The sequence below is a fragment of the Rhodococcus gannanensis genome (assembly GCF_042681175.1).
Classification (GTDB): Bacteria; Actinomycetota; Actinomycetes; order Mycobacteriales; family Mycobacteriaceae; genus Rhodococcus_G; species Rhodococcus_G gannanensis.
The window spans coordinates 135,968-157,408 of record NZ_JBHUFB010000007.1; the positions used below are offsets into that span (position 1 = coordinate 135,968).

At 70.0% G+C, this 21,441-nt stretch carries 18 protein-coding genes; 13 read left to right on the plus strand and 5 right to left on the minus strand.

The genetic code is table 11. From position 1 onward, the window contains the following. Positions 1-124: 124 nt before the first annotated feature. Complete coding sequence (locus ACFSJG_RS04250; RefSeq protein ID WP_378483963.1) at positions 125-1,306, plus strand: metallophosphoesterase family protein; 1,182 nt, start codon at positions 125-127, stop codon at positions 1,304-1,306. After that, positions 1,303-4,284 (plus strand): AAA family ATPase, encoded by a 2,982-nt coding sequence (locus ACFSJG_RS04255; RefSeq protein ID WP_378483964.1) that lies wholly within the window; start codon positions 1,303-1,305, stop codon positions 4,282-4,284. The genes ACFSJG_RS04250 and ACFSJG_RS04255 overlap by 4 nt, the downstream gene beginning before the upstream one ends. Positions 4,285-4,296: 12 nt before the next feature. Here the strand turns inward: ACFSJG_RS04255 and ACFSJG_RS04260 are convergent, their stop codons facing one another. Continuing rightward, the gene (locus ACFSJG_RS04260; RefSeq protein ID WP_378483965.1) at positions 4,297-5,001 is read right to left on the minus strand and encodes a CGNR zinc finger domain-containing protein; all 705 of its coding nucleotides are present in this window, start codon (positions 4,999-5,001) and stop codon (positions 4,297-4,299) included. Beyond that, positions 4,919-5,224, minus strand: a complete 306-nt coding sequence (locus tag ACFSJG_RS04265) for a hypothetical protein (RefSeq protein WP_378484266.1) — start codon at positions 5,222-5,224, stop codon at positions 4,919-4,921. The genes ACFSJG_RS04260 and ACFSJG_RS04265 overlap by 83 nt, the downstream gene beginning before the upstream one ends. A 50-nt stretch (positions 5,225-5,274) precedes the next feature. Here ACFSJG_RS04265 and ACFSJG_RS04270 point away from each other — a divergent pair, with 50 nt between their 5' ends. From ACFSJG_RS04270 to ACFSJG_RS04320, 11 genes are read left to right on the plus strand one after another with little or no spacing between them, the layout of a single operon-like run. Continuing rightward, positions 5,275-6,342, plus strand: coding sequence for an LLM class flavin-dependent oxidoreductase (locus tag ACFSJG_RS04270; protein ID WP_378483966.1), 1,068 nt, complete (start codon positions 5,275-5,277; stop codon positions 6,340-6,342). A 44-nt stretch (positions 6,343-6,386) separates the two neighbouring features. Then, positions 6,387-7,694, plus strand: a complete 1,308-nt coding sequence (locus ACFSJG_RS04275; protein ID WP_378483967.1) for an NtaA/DmoA family FMN-dependent monooxygenase — start codon at positions 6,387-6,389, stop codon at positions 7,692-7,694. A gap of 41 nt (positions 7,695-7,735) precedes the next feature. Beyond that, complete coding sequence (locus tag ACFSJG_RS04280) at positions 7,736-9,343, plus strand: ABC transporter substrate-binding protein (protein ID WP_378483968.1); 1,608 nt, start codon at positions 7,736-7,738, stop codon at positions 9,341-9,343. Positions 9,344-9,356: 13 nt separating this feature from the next. Further along, positions 9,357-10,388 carry an ABC transporter permease gene (locus tag ACFSJG_RS04285; protein ID WP_378483969.1) on the plus strand — a complete coding sequence of 344 codons (1,032 nt, stop codon included), beginning with the start codon at positions 9,357-9,359 and terminating at the stop codon, positions 10,386-10,388. Next, positions 10,385-11,278, plus strand: coding sequence for an ABC transporter permease (locus ACFSJG_RS04290; RefSeq protein WP_378483970.1), 894 nt, complete (start codon positions 10,385-10,387; stop codon positions 11,276-11,278). Before ACFSJG_RS04285 ends, ACFSJG_RS04290 begins: the two co-directional genes overlap by 4 nt. A 3-nt stretch (positions 11,279-11,281) precedes the next feature. Continuing rightward, on the plus strand, positions 11,282-12,952 hold the full coding sequence (locus ACFSJG_RS04295) for a dipeptide ABC transporter ATP-binding protein (RefSeq protein WP_378483971.1): 1,671 nt from the start codon (positions 11,282-11,284) through the stop codon (positions 12,950-12,952). Continuing rightward, positions 12,949-14,136: an acyl-CoA dehydrogenase family protein gene (locus ACFSJG_RS04300; protein WP_378483972.1), complete on the plus strand. Its 1,188-nt coding sequence runs from the start codon at positions 12,949-12,951 to the stop codon at positions 14,134-14,136. Before ACFSJG_RS04295 ends, ACFSJG_RS04300 begins: the two co-directional genes overlap by 4 nt. Further along, positions 14,133-15,146: a ketopantoate reductase family protein gene (locus ACFSJG_RS04305; RefSeq protein WP_378483973.1), complete on the plus strand. Its 1,014-nt coding sequence runs from the start codon at positions 14,133-14,135 to the stop codon at positions 15,144-15,146. Before ACFSJG_RS04300 ends, ACFSJG_RS04305 begins: the two co-directional genes overlap by 4 nt. Continuing rightward, the gene (locus ACFSJG_RS04310; RefSeq protein ID WP_378483974.1) at positions 15,143-15,868 is read left to right on the plus strand and encodes an alpha/beta hydrolase; all 726 of its coding nucleotides are present in this window, start codon (positions 15,143-15,145) and stop codon (positions 15,866-15,868) included. Before ACFSJG_RS04305 ends, ACFSJG_RS04310 begins: the two co-directional genes overlap by 4 nt. Further along, a complete protein-coding gene (locus ACFSJG_RS04315) occupies positions 15,865-17,238 on the plus strand; it encodes an FAD-binding oxidoreductase (RefSeq protein ID WP_378483975.1) in 1,374 nt (457 codons plus the stop codon). The genes ACFSJG_RS04310 and ACFSJG_RS04315 overlap by 4 nt, the downstream gene beginning before the upstream one ends. Before the next feature lie 24 nt (positions 17,239-17,262). Continuing rightward, positions 17,263-18,117: a sulfurtransferase gene (locus tag ACFSJG_RS04320; protein ID WP_378483976.1), complete on the plus strand. Its 855-nt coding sequence runs from the start codon at positions 17,263-17,265 to the stop codon at positions 18,115-18,117. 69 nt (positions 18,118-18,186) lie between these two features. Here ACFSJG_RS04320 and ACFSJG_RS04325 read toward each other — a convergent pair whose 3' ends face one another. Genes ACFSJG_RS04325 through ACFSJG_RS04335 form a run of 3 tightly spaced genes read right to left on the minus strand, consistent with a single transcriptional unit; the run spans position 18,187 to position 21,438 of the window. Further along, positions 18,187-19,416 carry an AI-2E family transporter gene (locus tag ACFSJG_RS04325; RefSeq protein ID WP_378483977.1) on the minus strand — a complete coding sequence of 410 codons (1,230 nt, stop codon included), beginning with the start codon at positions 19,414-19,416 and terminating at the stop codon, positions 18,187-18,189. 37 nt (positions 19,417-19,453) lie between these two features. After that, positions 19,454-19,957 (minus strand): methylated-DNA--[protein]-cysteine S-methyltransferase, encoded by a 504-nt coding sequence (locus tag ACFSJG_RS04330; protein WP_378483978.1) that lies wholly within the window; start codon positions 19,955-19,957, stop codon positions 19,454-19,456. After that, the gene (locus ACFSJG_RS04335) at positions 19,954-21,438 is read right to left on the minus strand and encodes an AlkA N-terminal domain-containing protein (protein WP_378484251.1); all 1,485 of its coding nucleotides are present in this window, start codon (positions 21,436-21,438) and stop codon (positions 19,954-19,956) included. Before ACFSJG_RS04335 ends, ACFSJG_RS04330 begins: the two co-directional genes overlap by 4 nt. Between the last annotated feature and the right edge of the window lie 3 nt (positions 21,439-21,441).

Consider the following 21,441-nt stretch of genomic DNA (forward strand, 5'->3'; position numbering starts at 1 on the left):
CGCGCAACACGCGGCGGGTGGTGGGCATTGCCGGGGGCCGGCGGTGTGTCGCTGCCGGGGCCCGGCGGTGTGTCGCCGCCGGGGGCGCGGGGCGTTGTCGGTGGCCTCGTCTACGGTCGCCCCTATGCGAATCCTGCACACCTCCGACTGGCACGTGGGCCGCACGTTCCACGGTGTCGACCTGCTGGCCGATCAGGCCGCGGCACTGGAGGCGGTGGCGCAGCTGGTGGCGGACGAGGGCGTCGACGTCGTCGTGGTCCCTGGCGACGTGTACGACCGGGCGGTTCCCTCCGCCGATGCGGTGACGGTGTGCAACCGGGCGTTCGAGGAGATCCGCGCCGCCGGCGCTGTGATCGTCGCCACTTCCGGCAACCACGACTCGCCCGCACGCCTCGGAGCAGGCGCGGCCTTCGCCGCGGCCGGTGGCCTGCACCTTATGACCAGGGTGTCCGAGGTGGCGACGCCGGTCGTCCTGTCGGATGCGCACGGACCTGTCGCGTTCTACGGCATTCCCTACCTGGAGCCGGACACCACCCGCGCCGAGCTCGGCGTCCCGACGGCGCGTACGCACGCCGACATCCTCGACGCCGCGATGACCCGCGTCCGTACGGATCTGTCCGAGCGCGCGGATCAGGGCGCCGCGGTGCGGTCGGTCGTCCTGGCGCACGCCTTCGTCGTCGGGGCCGAGGCGACGGGATCCGAGCGGTCGATCTCGGTGGGTGGCGTCGAGACCGTGTCGGCGTCGGCCTTCGACGGCGTCGACTACGTGGCGCTCGGCCATCTGCATTCACCGCAGACGGTGACCGACCGGGTTCGGTACTCGGGTTCGCCCCTGCCCTACTCGTTCGGTGAGCGAACCCATCGCAAGGCGGTGTGGATCGTCGACCTCGATGCCGACGGGCTGGCGGGGGTGACCCGGCACGACCTGCCCGTCGTACGTGGCCTGAGCCAGGTCTCCGGAACCGTCGACGAACTGCTCGGCGACGATGCGTTCGAGGCCGCAGTCGGCGACTACGTGTCCGCCGTGCTCACCGATCCCGTTCGCCCGGTCGACGCCATGCGGGTCCTGCGGGAGCGGTTCCCGCACCTCGTTCACCTGGAATGGGCGCGCCCGGCGGGTGACACCGACCTGAAGTACCGCGACAAGGTCCGGGGCCGGACGGACCGGGAGATCGTCACGAGCTTCCTGACCGACGTGCGGGCCGAACCGACCGCGAGCGAGCTGCGCTGGGTGGAACAGGCGCTGGGCGCCGCGGCGCGTGAATCCGACGGCGAGGCAGCCGGGCGCGGGGAGGCGGTGGCGTGAGGCTGCACCACCTGGAGGTCACGGCGTTCGGCCCGTTCGGTGGCACGGTGGCAGTCGATTTCGACGAGCTGGGTGCCGACGGGCTGTTCCTCCTGCACGGGCAGACGGGCGCGGGCAAGACCACGATCCTCGACGCCGTTGCGTTCGCGCTGTACGGGCGCGTGCCCGGGGCGCGGCAGGACGGCAAGCGGTTGCTGTCCGATCATGCCGCGCCCGGCACGCCGCCGAAGGTCGTGCTCGAGGCGACCATCGGCGGCAGGCGGCTTCGGTTGACCCGCAGTCCCGAGTACCAGCGTCCCAAGCTGCGAGGCACCGGTACGACGACGGAGAAGGCCAAGGCCAGCCTCGAATGGGTGGACGGCACGGGTGAGAATCTGACGCGCCACGAGGACATCGGCGAAGTCGTGGGGCGACTGCTCGGCATGAGCTCCGACCAGTTCTTCCAGGTCGTCCTGCTGCCGCAGGGCGATTTCGCGCGCTTCCTGCGCGCCGACTCGGATGACCGCGGGAAGCTGCTCGAGCGATTGTTCGACACCGGCAGGTTCGCGACCGTCGAGGAGTGGTTCGCTGCCCGCCGTCGAGCCGACGAGGCCGCGGTGTCCGGCAAGCGGGCCGCGGTGGATCGGGTGGCCGCGCAGGTGTCCGCGGCGGCCGGGATCGAGGCCGGCGCCGACGCCGACCCGGTCGAGTGGTCGCGCAGGCTCGTCGAGGACTCACGGGAGGCCGCGGACGCGGCGGCTGCCTCGCTGGCGACCGCGAAGCAGGTCGCGGCCCGGGCCGAGGCGACGTTGCGGTCGGCGCGGGAGACGAAGCAGCTTCAGGACCGCGCGGCCCAGGCTCGGGTGCGACTCTCGCAGATCGACGAAGGTCGCGAACAGCGGGACGAGCTTGCGGCGGAACACAACCGCGCGGTGCGCGCGGTCGCGGTCGCCGCCGCGGACGGTGCAGCGGAGCGCGCGCGGCGGGCGCTGGAACGGGAACTCACCCGGGTAGGCGAGCTCACCCAGATCGTCGCCCGCGAACCCGACGGTGCCGCGCTGCTGCAGCGCGTCTCCTGGCCCGACGCGGAGGGCGACGCCGCGACCCTCGCCGACGCGGTGCGCGGCTGGGGCGCCGACGTCACCCGGCTCGACGAGCTCATCGGTCGGGACGCGACTCGACGTCAGGCCCGTGCCGACCTCGACTCGGCCTGCGCCAGGCACGCCGAACTCTCGGGCGCGGCTCGGGTGGTGGCTGATCGCCGGGGCGGCCTGCCTGCCGAGGTCGAACGGTGCGAAGCCCGGCTGAGTGGACTGCGGGATCTTGCGGCGACCGTCCTGCACCGCGCCGACCTGCTCGACGCCGCACGTGAGAAGGTCGCGGCTGCAGACGAACTGGACCGGATCATGGCCCTGCACGCGGCCGCATCGGAACGGAACGAGCGGGCGCGGGGCGCGCACCTCGACGCGCGGGAGTCACTCGCGGACCTGCGGGAGCAGCGGATCGCCGGCATGGCGGCGGAGCTGGCGGCCGGTCTCGGCGTGGACGACGCGTGCCCGGTGTGCGGGTCCGCGGACCATCCCTCGCCCGCTCAGCCCGCGGACGGCGCCGTCACCAAGGCGGACGAGGACACGGCTCGGGTCGCCGAACAGTCTCGCGCCCGTGACGCCGAGGTCGCGGCCGCGGCACTCGCCGAGGTGGAGCAGCGGGTGCGGGAACTCTCCGCTCGGGTCGGCGGCGGGGGTCGCGAGAGCCTCGCCGCCGCGCTCAGCGCCGCTGAGCAGGCGCACGCCGAGGCGTGCGGTGCCGTGGAGGCAGAACCTGCCGTGGCGCAATCACTGTCACGACTGCGCGCCGAGGGCGAGGAACTCGCGGCGCGTGCGCAGGAGTTGTCCGCCGACCTGGCGGCCCTCGACCAGCGCATCGCCGGCGACGCCGAGAGGCTCGCCGAGCTGGATCGCGAGATCGAACTGGCCGTCGGGTCGGAGACCGACCTGCGCGCCCGCCGCGACCGGATCGACGCGCTCGCGACTGCCGCGAACACGCTGCGCGACCAGCGCGCATCGGCGTCCCGCGCCGCGACCGCAGCAGTGGACGCCGCCGCACACGCCGAGTCTGCCGCCGCCGACGCGGAATTCGCGAGCCTCGACGATGCCCGCGCGGCCGTTCGGACGCAGGCACGCGTCGACGAGATCGACGCCGTCCTCACCGCGGCCCGCGAGGACCGGGTGCGTGCGGAGGCGGTGCTGGCCGATCCCGCCGTGGCCGCCGCCCTCGCTGCCGAACCCGTGGACACCACCGCGGCGGAAGCGGAACACGCCCTCGCCTCCGCGTCGCGGGACGAGGCGATGCGGATCGCGACCGCCGCCGACGACCGCGCCGCGAAGGTGGAGCACTACGCGGACGCCCTGCACGCCGAAGTCGAGGCACTCGGCCCCGCGCTGCGCCGCTTCGAGGAACTCGCGGCGCTGGCGGAGGTCGTCGCCGGCCGCGGTCAGAACGCGCGGAAGATGTCGCTGCGGTCGTACGTCCTCGCGGCGAGGTTGGAGGAGGTCGCACTGTCGGCGTCCGTCCGGCTTCGCCGGATGTCCGGTGGCCGTTACGAATTCGTCCACGAGGACGGCGCCGGGCCGCGCGGGAAGCGCGGTGGGCTCGGCCTCGACATCCGCGACGACTACACGGGCGTGGTGCGGTCCGCGAAGACGCTCTCCGGCGGTGAGTCGTTCCTGGCCTCGCTGGCGCTGGCGTTGGGTCTTGCCGACGTCGTCGCCGCCGAGTCCGGTGGGCTCGTCCTCGACACGATGTTCATCGACGAGGGGTTCGGCACGCTCGACGCGGACACCCTCGAAGCGGTGATGGGCGTGCTCGACGAGCTCCGCGAAGGCGGGCGGGTGGTCGGGATCGTCAGTCACGTCGACGAGATGAGGCAGCGGATTCCGAGCCGGCTGCACGTACTGCGCGGCCGGAACGGGTCGACGCTCGACGCGATCGCAGGCTGACCCGGGGCTCGTCTACGCCGGGCTGCCAGTGGTGGCGCGCTGCCTCGCTCGGTAGCTGGCCGAACTCGCCTTCTCGCCACATGCGGCCATGGAGCACCAACGGCGACCCCCGCGACGGGACCTGTCGACGAAGTACAGGGAGCAGTCGTGTCCCAGACAGCGGCGCACGCGGTCACGAAAGGTGCCGCTGAACAAGTCGATGGCATCGCGGGCGACGATCGACAGGATCTGCTCGACCGGAGCGGGTGGCGCGGGCACCGCGGTGGTGCCGTCGATCGACAATGTCTGGTGCGGGGGGCCGAAGACTGCCGCGCGGTTGATCACGTCGATGCATGCGGGCTCCGGTCGGTGGCCGTCCACGCGAGCGCGGGTTACGTGGTTGATGGCCTCACGCAGCTGTCGGGCCGACCCGAGTTGGTCTCCGGTGACCGGCCCGAGCGTCGGGGACAGGCCGGCAACGTACAGCCAGGTCTGCAGATCGTCACCCGTGTTCAGGAGTTCGACATCGCCCATGTCACGCTTCGCGACGCTGGCGACGAAGTCGAGGCACAGCTGGTCCGATCTGAACGGAAATCCCGATCTACGTCGGTCTTTCGTCTCGACAACCGGTGACTTCAACAAGAACGCGCCCCTCTCACGTGCCCAGCCTCTCCCCGTCGCGAATCCGCTCGCGATCGGGCCGACGACGGAACTCCCCACTGTGGCCGAGGTCCGCATCGGTGTCAGGACTATAAATCAGGTTGATCGCAACGAGGTGATTGGATTGACACCTCACTTGCCCCGGCGGCATGGTTGTCCCCATGCAGTCGAAGGAAGCCGGCGGGTTCGCAGATGCGGCCGACATCCGGTGCTGCCCGACCGACTGCCACTGAAATTTCCGCGCGTGGTGCACCGGGTCGAGACCCTGCAAGTCCTCGGCACGCTGCGCGTCGATCCCCATCGCCAGCACCTGCGGGCCGCCCAGTCGCGCTCGCGAACACGGAGACACACATGCCTGTCGAATTCATCAGTCAGGTGCACGTCCGCGACTCGTCGGACCTGTACCCGAAGCCCGGCGCGGACATCGACGTCGACTTCCTGCGCCGCTACGCGGGCGCACTCGAGGAGGCCGGCTTCGACTACACACTGGTGCCGTACGGCTCGAAGGGATTCAGTGCATTCGGTGTCGCCGATGCCCTGAGTCAACTCACCGAACGCATCAAGCTCGTTGTCGCACTGCGTCCCAACATCATCCATCCGGTTGCTGCCGCTCAGGCGCTGAGCACGCTCGATCATCTGAGTCGGGGGCGAGCGGTTGTGCACATCATCTCGGGCGGAACCGACGCCGAGCAGGCTCGGCAGGGCGACTACCTGAGCAAGTCGGAGCGTTACGAGCGGTCCGCCGAGTTCATCGAGATCCTGCGCCGGGCGTGGACGGAAACCGAGCCGTGGAACCATGCCGGAAAGCACTACCGGTTCGACGACTTCGTGGCGGACCTGCGCCCTGTTTCGGGCACCATTCCCATTTCGCTCGGTGGATCGTCCGCGGACGCGTACCGCGTCGGCGGTTCGTCCGCGGACATCTTCGGGTTGTGGGGTGAGCCGCTCGCTCAGACACGGGAACAGATCGCCTCGATCCACGATCAGGCCGAACTGTCCGGCCGCGCCGACAAGCCGCGTATCTGGGTGACCTTCCGCCCCATCATCGCCGCGACGGAGGAGAAGGCGTGGGAGAAGGCGCACACGATCCTCGGTGCACTGCAACGCAACAACACGGCAGCGAGCGCGGGGAACGTACCCGAGAACGTCGGGTCGCGCCGCCTCCTCGAAGCCGCAAAGGCCGGGGAGCTCCACGACCGGGCGCTGTGGACCCCCACCGCCACCGCCACCAACGCATCGGGCGCGTCCACCGCGCTGGTGGGAACGCCGGAGACGGTGGCGCAGGCGATTCTCGACTACGTCGAGCTCGGCGCCGACCTCATCTCGATCCGCGGCTACGACAACCTCAACGACGTCGTCGACTACGGCAAGTACCTGCTCCCGATCCTGCGCGAGGAGCTCGCGACGACCTCGGTGTGAGTCACCACCGCCCATCAGTGCCGAAAGCGAAGTGAACGAACGCAATGTCCGACAACAGATCTCTCGTCCTCGTCCTGCAGATCCTCGGTCTCGGGACGAACTCCCAGGCATGGCGGTTGCCCGACAGCCCGGCGGAGCGGCTCTACGACCTGGACCTCTACTCGGAGATCGCGCAGGCCGCGGAGGCCGCGAAGATCCACTCCCTGTTCCTGTCGGACGGAGTCGGAACCGGTCTGGAGCGGCCGAACGGGCACTTCGAGCCGTTCACCTTCCAGACCGCACTCGCGGCGCGTACCTCGAGAATCGGTGTCGTCGTGACCGCGTCCACCACGTTCAACGCGCCGTTCAACCTGGCGCGGATCACCGCTTCACTCGATCACCTGTCGAAGGGGCGTGCAGGCTGGAACATCGTGACGTCCTCGGCGGGCGAGCGGAACTTCGGCACGGACCCGTTGCCCCCGCACGACGAACGCTATGCGCGTGCCGAGGAGTACGTCTCCGCAGTGAAGGCACTGTGGGAGAGCTGGGACGCCGACGCACGCGTGATCGACCGTGAAGCAGGGGTGTTCGTCGATCCCGGCAAGGTGCGCCGCACCAACTTCGTCTCCGAGCACTACAGCGTCGAGGGCCCGCTGAACGTCGACCGGTCCCCGCAGGGAGTCCCCTTTCTGTTTCAGGCCGGGTCCTCCACCGCAGGAGTCGATTTCGGTGCCAGGCATGCGGACGCGATCTTCACCTCACAGCCGGACCTCGACGAGGGCATGCGGTTCTACAAGAACTACAAGGAACGGGTCGCCGCCGCCGGCCGCAACCCGGACGATGTGAAGATCCTGCCCGGGCTGTACACCGTGATCGAACGGACAGAGGCGCACGCGCGTGAGACGGCGGGCAGGCTCGCCGAGCTCGCCGCCGGTGCGGACTGGAACGTCATGCGAAAGAACTTCGAGAGCACAGGTTTCGGCGGCGTCGACCTGTCGGACCTCGACCCCGATCGCCCGATCCCGCTGGACCGGCTGCCCGCCGTCGAGGACGTCCAGGGCAGGCGATCGCGGTACGAGCTGTACCGGCGGTGGGTTCTCGCCGGCGACCGCACTCTGCGTCAGCTGGTCGAGCACAACAATGCCGCTGCCTCTGGGCACTGGGACCCGGTCGGCTCCGTCGAGCAGATCGCGGACGAGATCCAGGAGCGCTTCGAGGCCCGCGCGCTCGACGGTGTCGTCATCTCACCTCAGCACTTCGGCGGCTACCGCGTGATCACCGATCACCTCGTGCCCGAACTCCAGCGACGAGGACTGTTCCAGACGGAGTACGCAGGCGACACGCTCCGCTACAACGTCCTCGGCCACCACTGACATTCCCGATCAACTTCTCCCACTCCGAAAGGCCTTCTGCAGTGTCTGCAATCCGACGTCCCGGACGGTGGCTCGCCACGACCGCACTCGCGGCCGTGGTGCTGAGCGCATGCTCCTCCGGCTCCGCGTCCACCGACGTGTCGGCCGCCGGTGACCCGGTCTCCGGTGGCACCCTCGTCTACGGAACCTCCGCCGACCCGATCTGCGTCGACCCGAACCAGACCGACCTCACTGCGACCCGGGACATGGTCCGGCAGGTCGCGGACTCGCTCGTCGACGCCGATCCGGAGACCGGCGAGATCGTGCCGTGGCTCGCCACGTCCTGGGTGGTGAACGACAACGCCACCGCCTTCGACTTCACGCTCCGTTCCGGAGTCACCTTCAGCAACGGCGAGGCGTTCGACGCCGCCGCGGTCAAGTCGTATCTGGACGGGGTCCGCGATCTCGGCGGCCGTGCGGTGAACGCGTCGAGCTACCTCGAGGGCTACGTCGGCACGGAGGTGACCGGCACCGATCAGGTCCGCGTCACGTTCGACGTGCCGAACGCGAGTTTCCTGCAGGCACTCTCGACCGTGAACATGGGCATCCTGTCGCCGTCCACCTACCGGCTTCCGCCCGAGCAGCGGTGCCTCGGCCAGATCGTGGGAACAGGCGCGTTCGTCCTCGACCACTACACCCCGACGCAGGAGGTCGTGCTCACCAAGCGTGCCGGCTACGACTGGCCGAGCGCCAATGCCGCGCACACCGGTGAGGCGTACCTGGACAGTGTCGTGTTCCGGGTGATCCCCGAGGCGAGTGTCCGGGTCGGCAGTCTCCGCTCGGGTGACGTCGACATCATCAATCAGGTGCCGACCCAGGACGAGGAGAACCTGGAGGCGTCGGGCTTCGGCCTGCTCACCACCAACAATCCCGGCACGGTGTCCGAGTACCTGACGAACAACGCGTCACCGGTGCTGAAGGACGAGGCGGTCCGGAAGGCCATCCAGCTCGGCATCGATCGCGAGGAGTACAAGGCGACGATCCTGTTGCCGCGCAACAACGTCGCCACCAGCATCCTCTCGTCGACCACGCCGTACTACACGGACTTCTCCGAGTACATCCGGTACGCGCCGGACGAGGCGGAGAAGCTGCTGGACGACGCCGGCTGGAAGGTCGGATCCGACGGAATCCGGGCGAAGGACGGGCAGCGGCTCAGCGTGACCCTTGTCAACGGGCAGTCCGGTGGCACCGCGGCGTACGAACTCGTCGCCCAGCACCTCCAGCGGATCGGCGTCGAACTGGTCATCAAGAACGTGTCCCGCGCCGAGATGCTCGCCGCGCTCGACACCGGCGACTACGACTTCGTCCCGTACGGCTTCACCCGCGCCGACCCCGCCGCGCTGACGATGCACTTCTCGACCAAACGCAACAACCCGCTGCACCTGCAGCCGTCCGAGCTCGAGACCTATCTGGACGCTCAGGCCGCGGCTCCCGTGGCCGCGGATCGTCAGGCCGCCGTGGACAAGGCCGCCGAGTACATCCTCGAGCACGCCCTCGTCATCGTCCTCGCCGAACAGTCGATCGCCCATGCGCACGACAGCACGGTCCATGGTGTGGCATGGGAACCGGGCGCGCAGATCTCGCTGTACGACACGTGGATTCAGGGCTGAGAGGAGACAAGCGATGACACGCGGCCCGGTGCACTCGACTGAAGTACGCGGCTGGCTCGCCTTCCTCGGACGCCGTCTGCTGCAGGGACTGTTCGTGCTCTGGGCCGCGTTCACGCTCGTGTTCGTCGTCCTGTACCTCCTGCCCAGTGACCCGATCAAACTGATGCTCTCGGGCAGTGGGGCGGAGTTCGCGTCCGTCGACGACGCGACTCTCGAACGGCTACGCATCCAGCACGGGATGGACAAGCCACCTCTCGTCCAGTACCTGAACGCACTGTGGCACGCGGTGCAGGGCGACTTCGGAACGTCCATCCAGACGGGCCGTCCGGTGGTGGACCTGATCGGTGACGCCCTCTCACAGACCGCGGCACTCGGGTCGCTGGCGCTGGTGCTCGGTCTCGTGCTGGGGACGGGGATCGCGCTCGCCAGTACGCTCACCCGATCTCGTGCACTGCAGCAGCTGCTGCTGTCCTTGCCCGCGGCGGGCGTCTCGCTCCCGTCGTTCTGGGTCGGACTGCTGCTGGTCCAGTACTTCGCCTTCGAACTCGGCTGGTTTCCCCCACTCGGTGGGAAGGGACTGAACGGACTCGTTCTGCCGGCCGTGACCCTGGCGATCCCGACCGCTGCCTTCGTCGCCCAGATCCTCGCCAAGAGCCTGGCGACCACCATGCACGAGCCGTACATCGAGGTCGTGCGCGCCAAGGGTGCGTCCCGCGCGCACGCGATGTTGACGGACGCGGTCCGCAACGCGTCCCTTCCGCTGCTCACGATGATCGGCATGATCGTCGGCAACATTCTCGCCGGCTCGGTGGTCGTGGAGACGGTGTTCTCCCGCATGGGCGTCGGGAGAATCACCTACGAAGCCGTGAACGCCCAGGACATCCCCGTCGTTCTCGCGGTGGTCACGTTCGCCGCCGCCGTCTTCGTCGTCATCGGCATCGTCGTCGACATCCTGTACCCGTTGCTGGATCCGCGCATCGGCACACAGATCCGGCACAGGCGAACCGTCGCCGTCAGGTCGACCCAGGAAGGTATCGCGTCATGACCGCACTCCTCGTCGACCCCGAGAAGGCGACATCCGGACCGGAGTCGGCGGCCGGGACCGATCCCGGTCGCAGGCGCGTTCGGGACGGATTCTGGTACAGCCTGTTCCGCCGGCCGGGACTGCTGCTGTCCTTCGCCGTCATCGCCCTGGTGATCGCGTGGGGATTCTTCCCCGAGGCGTTCACGTCGACGGACCCGATCAACGGTGTTCCGGCCGAGCGACTGTCGCCGCCGAGTGCCGAGCACTGGTTCGGCACCGACAACCTCGGCCGCGACACGTATGCGCGGGTCGTCCACGGCGCCGCGCTGACATTGCAGGCGACGTTGGTCGCCGTCCTCGTCGGAATCGTGGTCGGCGCGGGCGTCGGCCTGATCGCCGGTTTCGTGCGCGGCCGAGTCGAGGACTGGCTGATGCGCCTCATCGAGGTGATGCTCGCCGTTCCCGGACTGCTGCTCTCACTCGCTGTGGTCACCGCGCTGGGCTTCGGCACGATCAACGTCGCCATCGCCGTCGGCATCGCGAACATCGCCAGCTTCGCCCGGGTGATGCGTGCGGAGACTCTGAAGATCGGCGCACTGCCGTACATCGAGGCATCGAAGGCATCGGGTTCACACTGGTCGTACACGCTGTTCGCACACGTGCTCCCGAATGCCCGCGGCCCGGTTCTGGCGCTGACCGCTCTGGAGTTCGGCACCGCGATCCTCTCCGTGTCCGCGCTGTCGTTTCTCGGGTTCGGCGCGCAGCCACCGACACCCGAGTGGGGCGCGCTGGTCTCGGACGGCCGGGACTATCTCGCCTCGGCGTGGTGGATGACCACCTTCCCCGGTCTGGTCATCGCCGTCGTCGTCCTGTCCGCGAACCGCATCGCCCGCTTTCTCGAGGATCGGTGACCCATGACCGGAACAACACGCCCGCTCCTCACCGTGTCCGACCTCGACGTGCACTACAGGGTCTCGCGCCGGGAGAGCTTCCACGCTGTCTCCGGGGTCGGATTCGAGGTCGCTGCAGGAGAACTCGTCTCGATCGTGGGTGAATCCGGGTCCGGCAAGAGCACTACCGCGCACGCGATCCTCGGGCTCCTCGGGGAGCGCGCCGAGGTGACCGGTGGCAGCATCCGGTTCGACGGGACGGAACTGACCGGCCTGCGCGACAAGCGGTGGCGCAGTGTGCGCGGAGCCCGCATCGGGTTCGTACCCCAGGATCCGACCGTCTCCCTGAACCCGACCCGCCGGATCGGCGACCAGATCGCCCAGTCGATCACCCTCCACAGCGGCCGGATCCCGAAGGAGGCAGTCCGGCATCGAGTGGTCGAGCTTCTCGGCAAGGTCGGCATCGACCGCCCCGAGTTCCGGGCCCGCCAGTATCCACACCAGCTCTCCGGCGGGATGAAGCAGCGCGCACTGATCGCGAACGCACTCGCCAACGAGCCGGAGCTCATCGTCGCCGACGAGCCGACCAGCGCGCTCGACGTGACGATCCAGAAGCAGATCCTCGATCACGTGGACGAGTTGCGCCGGGAACTCGGCGTCGCGATCCTGCTCATCACCCACGACATCGGTGTCGCCGGGGACCGGTCAGACCGCATCGTGGTACTCGAGTCGGGCCGCGTCGTCGAGGCGGGCACCCCGGACCGGGTGCTCACCGACCCGGCCGAGCCCTACACCCGCCGGCTGCTGTCCGCGGTCCCGGATGTGTCCGGCGGGCGGCTGGTGGTGAACACCGCGGCCTCGCGCCCTCCCGAGCCGGACTCACCGGGATCGGCGGCACACAGCCGCGCGATCCTCGTCGCGTCCGACGTACAGAAGATCTTCCGGGACAGTGGTTCCGGCGGTGAGGTGCACGCGGTGCACGACGTCAGCATCGCCGTGCCCCGCGGCGGAACCCTCGGTGTCGTCGGTGAATCCGGCTCCGGCAAATCCTCTCTCGCGCGGATCGTGACGCGGCTGACCGACCCCGACGACGGGACCGTCGAGTTCGACGGCCGCGACGTCACCGGGCTGCGAGGCCGCGAGCTGCGGGATTTCCGCCGTCACGTGCAGATGGTGTACCAGAACCCGTACGCGTCACTCGATCCGCGGTTCACGATCGAGCGCACCCTCGCGGAGCCGCTACGGGCCTTCGGGATCGGGAACCGGGCCTCCCGGCGGGGACGGGTGTCGGAGCTCCTGGACCTGGTGGGTCTGCCGACCTCGTTCGCCGATCGCCTGCCGACCGAGATGTCGGGCGGGCAGCGTCAGCGGGTGGCGATCGCGCGGGCACTGGCCACGAAACCCGCGCTGGTGGTGCTCGACGAGGCCGTCTCGGCACTCGACGTGTCGGTACAGGCACAGATCCTCGACCTCCTCGTCCGCGTCCAGGCGGAACTCGGGGTCAGCTACATGTTCATCTCCCACGACCTCGCAGTCATCCGGCAGGTCAGCGACGACATCGTCGTGATGCGTCGCGGGCGCGTCGTCGAAGCCGGGACGGCCGACCGCGTCTACGCCACCCCTGCCGTCGACTACACCCGTGCACTGCTCGCCGCAGTACCCGGAACCCGCCATCCTCGAAAGGTGATCTCGTGACCGTCGCGTCCCCACCACGCGCCTACGACCCGGCGGTGCTGCCCGCCGTCACCGCCGCGCTCGCGGAGCACGCGGCCGACCACGACCGCACCGGACTGTTCCCGTCGGACAGCATCACCGTGTTGCACGACGCGGGCATCCTGACGTCGACCGTCGGGCGACGTCACGGCGGAGTCGAACTCGGGCACGCCGGCACGTTCGACCTGATGCTCGCACTCGGTGAGGGCGATCCGTCGGTGGCGCTGATCACGGCCATGACCCTGGCCTTTCACACCAGGCAGGCCACCGAGGACGCGTTCCCCGCCGAGCTGTACCGCAGCGTCCTCGCCGACTCGGCCACCGAGCCGACGCTGCTGAACGCGCTGCAGGTGGAGCCGGCGCTCGGCACGCCGTCGCGTGGCGGTGCGCCGGCGACGACCGCGCGGCGGGTGCCCGGCGGCTGGCGCGTCACCGGCCACAAGATCTACTCAACCGGCGCGGCGGGTCTGCGTTGGATGATCGTGCTCGCCACCACCGACGAACCGGAGCCGAGGGTGGGGTCCTTCGCCGTCGACGCCCGATCGGACGGCATCGACGTCGACGACACGTGGGACAACACCGGAATGCGGGCGACCGGAAGTCACGGGGTGCAGTTCGACGGGGTCTTCGTTCCGGAAGGTCACGCCTTCGGTCTGCAGGAGTTGGCGAACCGGCGACCGCAGGACCAGAACCTCGGGCCGGGAACCACCCTGCCCGCGATCTACCTCGGCGTCGCGAGCGCCGCGCGGCGCTGGTTCATCGGGTTCCTCGATTCCAGGCGTCCCGCGAACCTCGGTACCTCGCTGCTCGAGCTCCCGCGCTTCGAGGCCGCGCTCGGCGAGATCGACGTCGAACTGACGGCGAGCGTGGCTCTGCTGAGGGCCCTCGCGGAGCAGGCCGACCGGGGCGAGGCCGTGCCGAAGGAGGTGGCGTGGAGTGCCAAGACCGTCGCCAACCGCGCAGCGGTCGGGGCGGTCGAGCGAATGGTCGGTCTCATCGGGAATCCCGGACTCAGCCGTTCCAACCCGCTCGAACGGCACCTGCGCGACGTGTACTCGTCCCGGGTCCACTTCCCGCAGGAGGACACCGTGACGTCCTTCCTGGGCCGGCAGGCGAAGGCCTCGATCGGTCCGTCCTCGAACACCCTCACATCGGAGAAGTCATGACACGCTATGTCGTCGTCGGCGCGGGCGCTGTGGGCGCAACGCTGGCAGCCCAGTTCGAACAGCACGGCATCCCATACGTTCTCGTCGGACGCGGCAGGCAGATCGCGCACATCGCCGAGCACGGGCTGACCTACCATCGCCGCGGTACCGCGACCACGATCCCGCTCGCCACCGCCGCCGCGCCGGACCAGGTGGCCCTCACCGAGGACGACGTCCTGATCTTCACGACGAAGGTGCAGGACCTCGACGCAGCGGTCCGCGAGTGGGCGTGGCAGCCGATCACCGGCGGGACCGGACGGACCGCGTCGACGCTGCCGGTCGTCACGCTGCAGAACGGCCTCGACGCCGAGCGCATCGCCCTGCGCCGCTTCGCCGAGGTGTACGGCGCCTCGTTGCTGACTCCGGCCCGGTTCACGGTGATCGGCGAGGTGGTGTCCGGTGCTGCAGGCCCGGTCGGTGTCCTGACCATCGGTCGATTCCCGGCCGGCACGGACGACGGACCGACCCGCATCGCACAGGACCTGCGGTCCGCCGAGTACATCGTCCAGATCGCCGACGACGTCGTCCGCTGGAAGGCCGCGAAGATCGTCCACAACGTGCGCAACGCCGTCGAGGTCCTGGCCGGGACCGACGACGAGAAGTCCCACGTCGAAACGGAACTCGTCGCGGAAACACATGCCGTGCTCACCGCTGCGGGTGTCGCGGTCGCGGACACGGCGGCCGAGCGCACCGAGGACCTGTCGACGTTCAGGGTCGCCCCCGACTCGGGGATCCTGCCCGGGCAGCAGTCCACGTGGCAGAGCTTCGCGCGCGGCGCCTCCTCGGAAATCGACTACCTCAACGGCGAAATCGTTCTCCTCGGACGTCTGCACGGCGTCTCGGTCCCGTTCAACGCGGCGATCCAGTCGGTGCTCGGCGCCTCCGAGTCCGCGGGCGAGAAGCCGGGCACCCGCACGGCCGCCGATGTCATCGCTCTCGCCTCCACCGCTCACCGAAAGGCACACTCGTGACCACCACCGTCGCAGATCGCACCGCCGTCCGCTGGGAGGAACCCGCCGGACTCAACCCACGCGGCACCCTCGCCGTGTTCCCCGGTCGCGGTGAATCGGCCGACGTGTACCGCCGTTTCGCTGCCCGCATCTCCGCCGACGCCTACCGCGTCACCGTTCTGGAGGCAAGCGACGAGGCCGACGCCGTCGCACAGCTCCGCGCGCTGGTCGCGGACGAATGGGCAGTCGCGCCCGTCGTCGTGGTCGGGTCCGATACCGGTGCGCTGCGCGCCTTGTCCTCGGCCGCCGTGGTGCCAGACGGCGTCGCCGCCGCGATCGTCGCGGGGCTGCCGGTCGGGGCGGACCTGCCGGAGAGGTCCTGGGAAGCCGAGATCGAACTCCGCACAGGGTGCCCCACCCACCAGGGAGTGTTGCGGTCTGCCGCCCGGGGCATCTTCTCCGTCGGCGACGCGATCGAGGCCGCCGATCTGGTGCTGGCCGCACCCGGCGTCCCGGTCCTTGCCGTGCACGGAAGCGCCGACGAGATCAGCCCGCTCGACGAAGTGCTGGAGCGGTACAGCGCGCTGCCGCAGGTCACCGTCGCGGTGATCGAGGACGGACGCCACGACATCCTCAACGACGTCACCCACCGATCGGTCGCCGCGACCGTGGTGCTGTTCCTCGAGCGGCTTCGCCTCGGCGCCACGCTGCCGGTGATCGTGCGGGACGCGTCCGGGCGATGACCGCCACCGCACCGCCCGACCGTGTCGCCGAACTCGCTGCAGCGGTGACGGATTCGTCCACGAGTCCGGCCGATCTCGTGGCGGCGAGCACCGATCGCTCGGGCCTGATTCCGGCTGGCGTCCCCGACCTCGTGGTCCGCGCCGTCACGGTCGACGACGTCGTCGCGACCGTGACACATGCGAGCCGCACGGCCACCCCCGTGGTGACGCGCGGTGCCGGAACCGGGCTGTCCGGGGGAGCGGTCGCCGGTACCGGGGAGATCGTCCTCGACGTCTCGGGTATGAACCGGATCCTGGAGGTGGACCCCGGCAACGGCACCGCTCGCGTCGAACCCGGCGTGATCACCGCGGACCTCGACGCCGCCGCGGCCGTCCACGGACTTCGCTACGCACCCGACCCCGCGAGTGCCGCGATCTCCACCATCGGCGGCAACATCGCCACGAATGCCGGGGGCCTGCGGTGCGTCAAGTACGGCGTCACCCGTGACGCCGTACTCGCCCTCGACGTCGTGCTGGGTGACGGCAGGCGACTCCGCACCGGCCGGGCAACGGCCAAGGGTGTCACCGGTTACGACCTCACCGGGCTGTTCGTCGGCTCCGAGGGCACGTTGGGCGTCGTCGTGGAGGCGACCGTCCGTCTCACCCCGCGTCCCGTCGGCACGCAGACCGTCACCGCCGCCTTCGCCACCGTCACCGACGCCGCGGACGCGGTCGCCGCGTTGCTGCGGGCCGGACTCACTCCGTCCACCCTGGAACTGCTCGATCATGCGACGTTGATCGCGATCGACGACGCGCACGGAACATCGCTCGGCGCAGCCGGGGGCGCGTTCCTGCTCGTGCAGACCGACGGCGTCGGCGCCGAGCGGGAGATGGAACTGATCCGCGGCATCCTGTGCCGGACGGCGACGCGGGTGGAGTCGGCGGCGGACGACGCGGAAGCCGAGAAGCTGCTGCAGGTTCGGCGACTCGCGCTGCCGTCCATCGAACGCCTCGGCCGGGTCCTCATAGAGGACATCGCCGTCCCGCGAACGCGGCTGTCGGACGCGGTCGACGGCATCGCGGAGATCTCCGATCGCACGGGGGTGAAGATCTTCACCTTCGCTCACGCCGGGGACGGCAATCTGCATCCCATCGTCGTGGCCGGTGCCGGGCCGACCGAGCCGATCCCGGAACCGGTCCAGACTGCCGTGGGTGACGTGTTCGCGCTCGCGCTGCGGCTCGGTGGGACACTGACGGGTGAACACGGCGTCGGAGTTCTCAAACGTCCGTGGCTGTCCGACGAACTCGGTGACGTCGGCCTCGGCGTCCAGCATTCGCTCAAGACAGTGTTCGATCCGGCGGGAATCCTCAACCCCGGCAAAGCCATCTGACCGTCCGTACCGACAGGAACTTCGATGACACTCGTATCCGCCTCCGAACTCGCGGAACTGCTCGACTCCGACACTCGCGTCGTCGTGCTCGACGTCCGATGGTCCCTCGCGGAACCGGACGGGCGCGCTGCGTTCGCGGCCGGGCACGTTCCGGGCGCCCTGTACGTGGATCTCGAATCCGAGCTGAGCGACCACGGCGTGTCCGGGCGCGGCAGGCATCCCCTGCCCACCGGCGCCGACCTCCAGGCCGCGTTGCGGCGCTGGGGAGTGAACGACGGCGACACCGTCGTCGTGTACGACGACTGGAACCGCGCCGGTTCCGCGCGGGCCTGGTGGGTGTTGCGGACGGCCGGACTGGCCGACGTCCGGATCCTCGACGGCGGCTGGCCCGCCTGGCTCGCGGCGCACGGCAGCACGGAGACCGGCGAGGCCGCCGCGGTGGCGGAGGGCACGGTCACGGTCCGGTACGACGATCTCTACGCCGGCGCACTGCCGACCCTCACCACCGAGGCGGCCGCGACGCTGGCGGACGACGGAGTACTCCTCGACGCGCGGGCTCCCGAACGGTTCCGCGGTGAGGTCGAGCCGGTGGACGCCGTCGCCGGCCACATTCCCGGCGCCGTCAACCTTCCCTCAGTCGCCGTCCTGCGTTCGGACGGCACCTTCGCGGATGTTCCGGAGCTGACGACACTGTTCGCCGAGGTCGGCGCGGACAAGGCCGCGACGGTTGGCGCCTACTGCGGGTCCGGCGTGACCGCGTCGGTTGTCGCCGCTGCGGCGGCACATGCAGGCCTGAACGTCGCCGTGTTCCCGGGATCGTGGTCGCAGTGGTCTTCGGACCCGTCGAACCCGGTCGAGACGGGCGACGGATCCGACTGACGAGATCGGCACGTCGGCGGATGGCTTGTGCCGACGATGCCGCCCCGGACGCCGGGGACGGCCGTGCGGTCAGGAGGTCTCCGGGTTCGGGTCGGTCGGCCGGGTGTCGACCGCAGTAGTCCCCGGGGGGGTCGGCACCTCGGGGGACGGCACGTTCGGTGGCGGCCCCTCGGAGTTCTCCGGTCTCGGTTCCTCGAGTTGCCGGTCGATCTGCTCGCCGATGTAGCGGATCACCACGGCAGCGCAGGCGGCGACGGGGACCGCAAGGAAGGCGCCCACGATGCCGAACAGGGAGCTACCCGCGGTGACCGCGAGCAGCACGACGGCGGCGTGCAACTTCATGGACCGCGACTGCAGAACCGGCTGCAGGACATTGCCTTCGAGCTGCTGAACCGCGAGCACGATGATGAGGATGATGAGGGCCGTCGTCCAGCCCTTCGTCACCAGTGCGACGAGCACGGCGAGCGCGCCCGCGACGAAGGCACCGACGATGGGGATGAAGCCGCCCAGGAACGTGAGGACGGCGAGCACCGGGGCCAACGGAACCCCGAGGATCACCAGGCCGAGACCGATGAAGAACGCGTCCACGAAGCTGACGAGTGCCTGGGTGCGGATGAATCCGCCGAGGGTGTCCCAGACACGAAGGGAGACGGCCTCGAAGTGACGGCCGGCGCGGCCGCCGCTGACCGAGTGCAACCACGGCATGAACCGTGGGCCGTCCTTGATGAAGAAGAACGCGAGGACCAGTACCAGGAAGGTCGCGATGAGTATCGAGCCGGCCGCGCTGACGCCGGAGAACACGCCGGTCGCGATGGACTGGGCGCTGGACTGCAGCTTCGAGGTGATCGCATTGATCGCGGAGTCGATCTGGTCGTCGCGCAGGTTCACCGGCGGGCCCTGCAACCAGTCCTGCACCTGGTGCAGGCCCTCGGTGGCCTTGTCGGCGATCTGCGGTGCCTGGTCCACCACCGACGGGACGATCAGCGCGATGATTCCGGAGAGGACGGCGAAGAATCCGGCGATGGTGATACCGGCCGCGGCGGCCGGGGGAACACCGCGGTTGGTCAGTTCGCGCGTCGGGGGCCACAGTACGGTCGAGACGACGAGCGCGAGCAGGACCGGCAGCACCACCACCCACAGTTCGCCCAGCACCTCCCACACCACCCAGGCGCCCGCGGCGATGGCGACCAGGCACAGCGACCATTTCGCCAGCCACAGGCCGCCGACGCCGATCACCTCGCCGCGGTCGGCGAATCGTCGGCGTCGTGTCGGTGGGGTGTTCGGTGGTGTTGCGGTCACAGGCGGTCCCTTCCTGGCGTGGCACTCCGGAGCGAATCTACCGGGCGGAGTCCTCGTGGGAGAGGAGCCAGCGTTTCACCGGCAAACCCCACCGGAATCCGCCGAGTGCGCCGCCGACCCGGAGGACCCGGTGGCAGGGCACGAACAGGGCGGCCGCGTTGCGCGCGCAGGCCGACGCCGCGCCACGAATAGCGGCGGGCCGGCCCGACAGCGACGCGAACTCCGTGTAGGTGATCGGCTCGCCCGCGGGCACCTTCCGCAGCACCTCCCACGCTGTTTCGAGGAACGGTCCCGAATGTTGTGTCACGGGAATCGGGTCGATGGCGGCCAGGTCACCCGCGTGGTACGCGGTGATCGCCCGCGTCACGTCGCCCAGATCGGAGCGGACGTCGAGGGCGGCCGGCCGCAGTGTCGGGTGGATCAGCGGCACCAGGGTGTCGGCATGAGGCGTCCACCCGCTGGCGAGGACGGCCCCGTCGGCGTCGACGACGGCGCTGAACGGGCCGAGCGGGGTGTCGACGGTGCAGTGGTACGCGGTCATGCGGGATCCTCCTGATCGGATGTGAGGGAGTGGGTTTCGCGCGCCGCGAGTGCGACACGCCACAGATGCACGGAGACATAGGACCGCCAGGGCGACCAGTGGTCGGAGTCGGCGAGGTCCAGGCCGAGCAGTCGGGCGCCGCGGACCGCGACGAGGTCGGTGTCGAGCAGCACGTCCGGGTCGGGCAGTGTTCGCATCGCCACGTAGTCGGCTGTCCACGGTCCGATTCCCCTGTGGGAGAGCAGGTCCGAGCGAAGGTCGGCCGACGTCCGGCCGGCGTGCAGGGTCAGCGATCCGTCGGCCAGGGCGGCCGCGACACCGACGACCGCGTTGACGCGGGCGGCTGGGCCGGTGAGCACCTCGCGGCCTCGCTCCGCGACGGTCGCGGCGTCGGGGAAGAGGTGCGTCAGGTGCATGTCACCGGGGGCGGTGACGGGCTCGCCGAGGGCGGCGACCAGCCTGGCGGTGTGGGTCGCGGCCGCCCCGACCGAGACCTGCTGTCCGATCATGGTGCGGAGCAGCAGTTCGTCGCCGTCGACGCATCCCGGGACGCGGATCCCCGGCGCGGCGGACACCGCGGACGCCAGCGTCGGGTCGGCGCGCAGTGCGCCGTCGACGGCTTCCGGGTCGGCGTCGAGGTCGAGCAGGTGTCGCAGCCGGGAGACGGCGGTCGCGAGGTCGCGCATGTCGTGCAGGGTCAGGGTGGCGAGAGCGTGGGTTCCGTCGAAGCGGACGGTCGCGGTGCCGGGTCCGTGTGGGAGCCGGAGCGTCCGGCTGTAGGTGCCGTCCTCCCAGTGCTCGAGCCCGGGTACGGCATGGGCGGACAGGAACCAGGCCAGCCAGGCCCGGTCGAGCGGTGCGCGGTGGGGGAGTCGCAGTGACACGGTGCCCGCGCCGGACGGTGCCGGAGCGCCTCGGCGTGCGGCCCCACTACGCAACTCGGACGGCGTCGTGGCGAACACCTCCCGGACGGTGTCGTTGAACTGCCGGATGCTCGCGAAGCCGGCGGCGAAGGCGATGTCGCCCATCGGCATCGCTGTCGTCTCGATCAGTGTTCGGGCGGTGTGTGCGCGATGGGCGCGGGCGAGGGCCAGCGGCCCGGCGCCGAGTTCGGTGGTGAGGGTGCGGGTGAGCTGGCGTGTCGAGTACCCGAGCGACTCGGACAGTCCCGCCACGCCGCCGCGCTCGACGGCGCCGTCGCGGATCAGGCGCATCGCGCGCGCGGCCAGGTCGGAGCGGACGTTCCACTCGGGCGAGCCGGGCGATGCGTCCGGCAGGCAGCGGCGGCAGGCCCGGTATCCGGCCTGCTGCGCTGCTGCCGCGGTGGGAACGAACGTCACGTTTCCCGGTTTCGGTGTGATCGCGGGACACGACGGCCGGCAGTAGATGCCGGTGGTGCGGACGGCGGTGTAGAACTGCCCGTCGAAGCGCACGTCCCGCGACGAGACGGCGCGGTAGCAGCGGTCGAAGTCGAGGTCCATGCC

Bases quoted from the DNA above. Each gene is read 5' to 3' on its own strand.
- ACFSJG_RS04260 (WP_378483965.1), bottom strand. From the start codon at position 5,001: ATGCGGACCTCGGCCACAGTGGGGAGTTCCGTCGTCGGCCCGATCGCG.
- ACFSJG_RS04315 (WP_378483975.1), top strand. From the start codon at position 15,865: ATGACCGCCACCGCACCGCCCGACCGTGTCGCCGAACTCGCTGCAGCG.
- ACFSJG_RS04330 (WP_378483978.1), bottom strand. From the start codon at position 19,957: ATGACCGCGTACCACTGCACCGTCGACACCCCGCTCGGCCCGTTCAGC.
- ACFSJG_RS04335 (WP_378484251.1), bottom strand. From the start codon at position 21,438: ATGGACCTCGACTTCGACCGCTGCTACCGCGCCGTCTCGTCGCGGGAC.
- ACFSJG_RS04270 (WP_378483966.1), top strand. From the start codon at position 5,275: ATGCCTGTCGAATTCATCAGTCAGGTGCACGTCCGCGACTCGTCGGAC.
- ACFSJG_RS04295 (WP_378483971.1), top strand. From the start codon at position 11,282: ATGACCGGAACAACACGCCCGCTCCTCACCGTGTCCGACCTCGACGTG.
- ACFSJG_RS04285 (WP_378483969.1), top strand. From the start codon at position 9,357: ATGACACGCGGCCCGGTGCACTCGACTGAAGTACGCGGCTGGCTCGCC.
- ACFSJG_RS04275 (WP_378483967.1), top strand. From the start codon at position 6,387: ATGTCCGACAACAGATCTCTCGTCCTCGTCCTGCAGATCCTCGGTCTC.
- ACFSJG_RS04250 (WP_378483963.1), top strand. From the start codon at position 125: ATGCGAATCCTGCACACCTCCGACTGGCACGTGGGCCGCACGTTCCAC.
- ACFSJG_RS04290 (WP_378483970.1), top strand. From the start codon at position 10,385: ATGACCGCACTCCTCGTCGACCCCGAGAAGGCGACATCCGGACCGGAG.
- ACFSJG_RS04265 (WP_378484266.1), bottom strand. From the start codon at position 5,224: ATGGGGATCGACGCGCAGCGTGCCGAGGACTTGCAGGGTCTCGACCCG.
- ACFSJG_RS04320 (WP_378483976.1), top strand. From the start codon at position 17,263: ATGACACTCGTATCCGCCTCCGAACTCGCGGAACTGCTCGACTCCGAC.
- ACFSJG_RS04305 (WP_378483973.1), top strand. From the start codon at position 14,133: ATGACACGCTATGTCGTCGTCGGCGCGGGCGCTGTGGGCGCAACGCTG.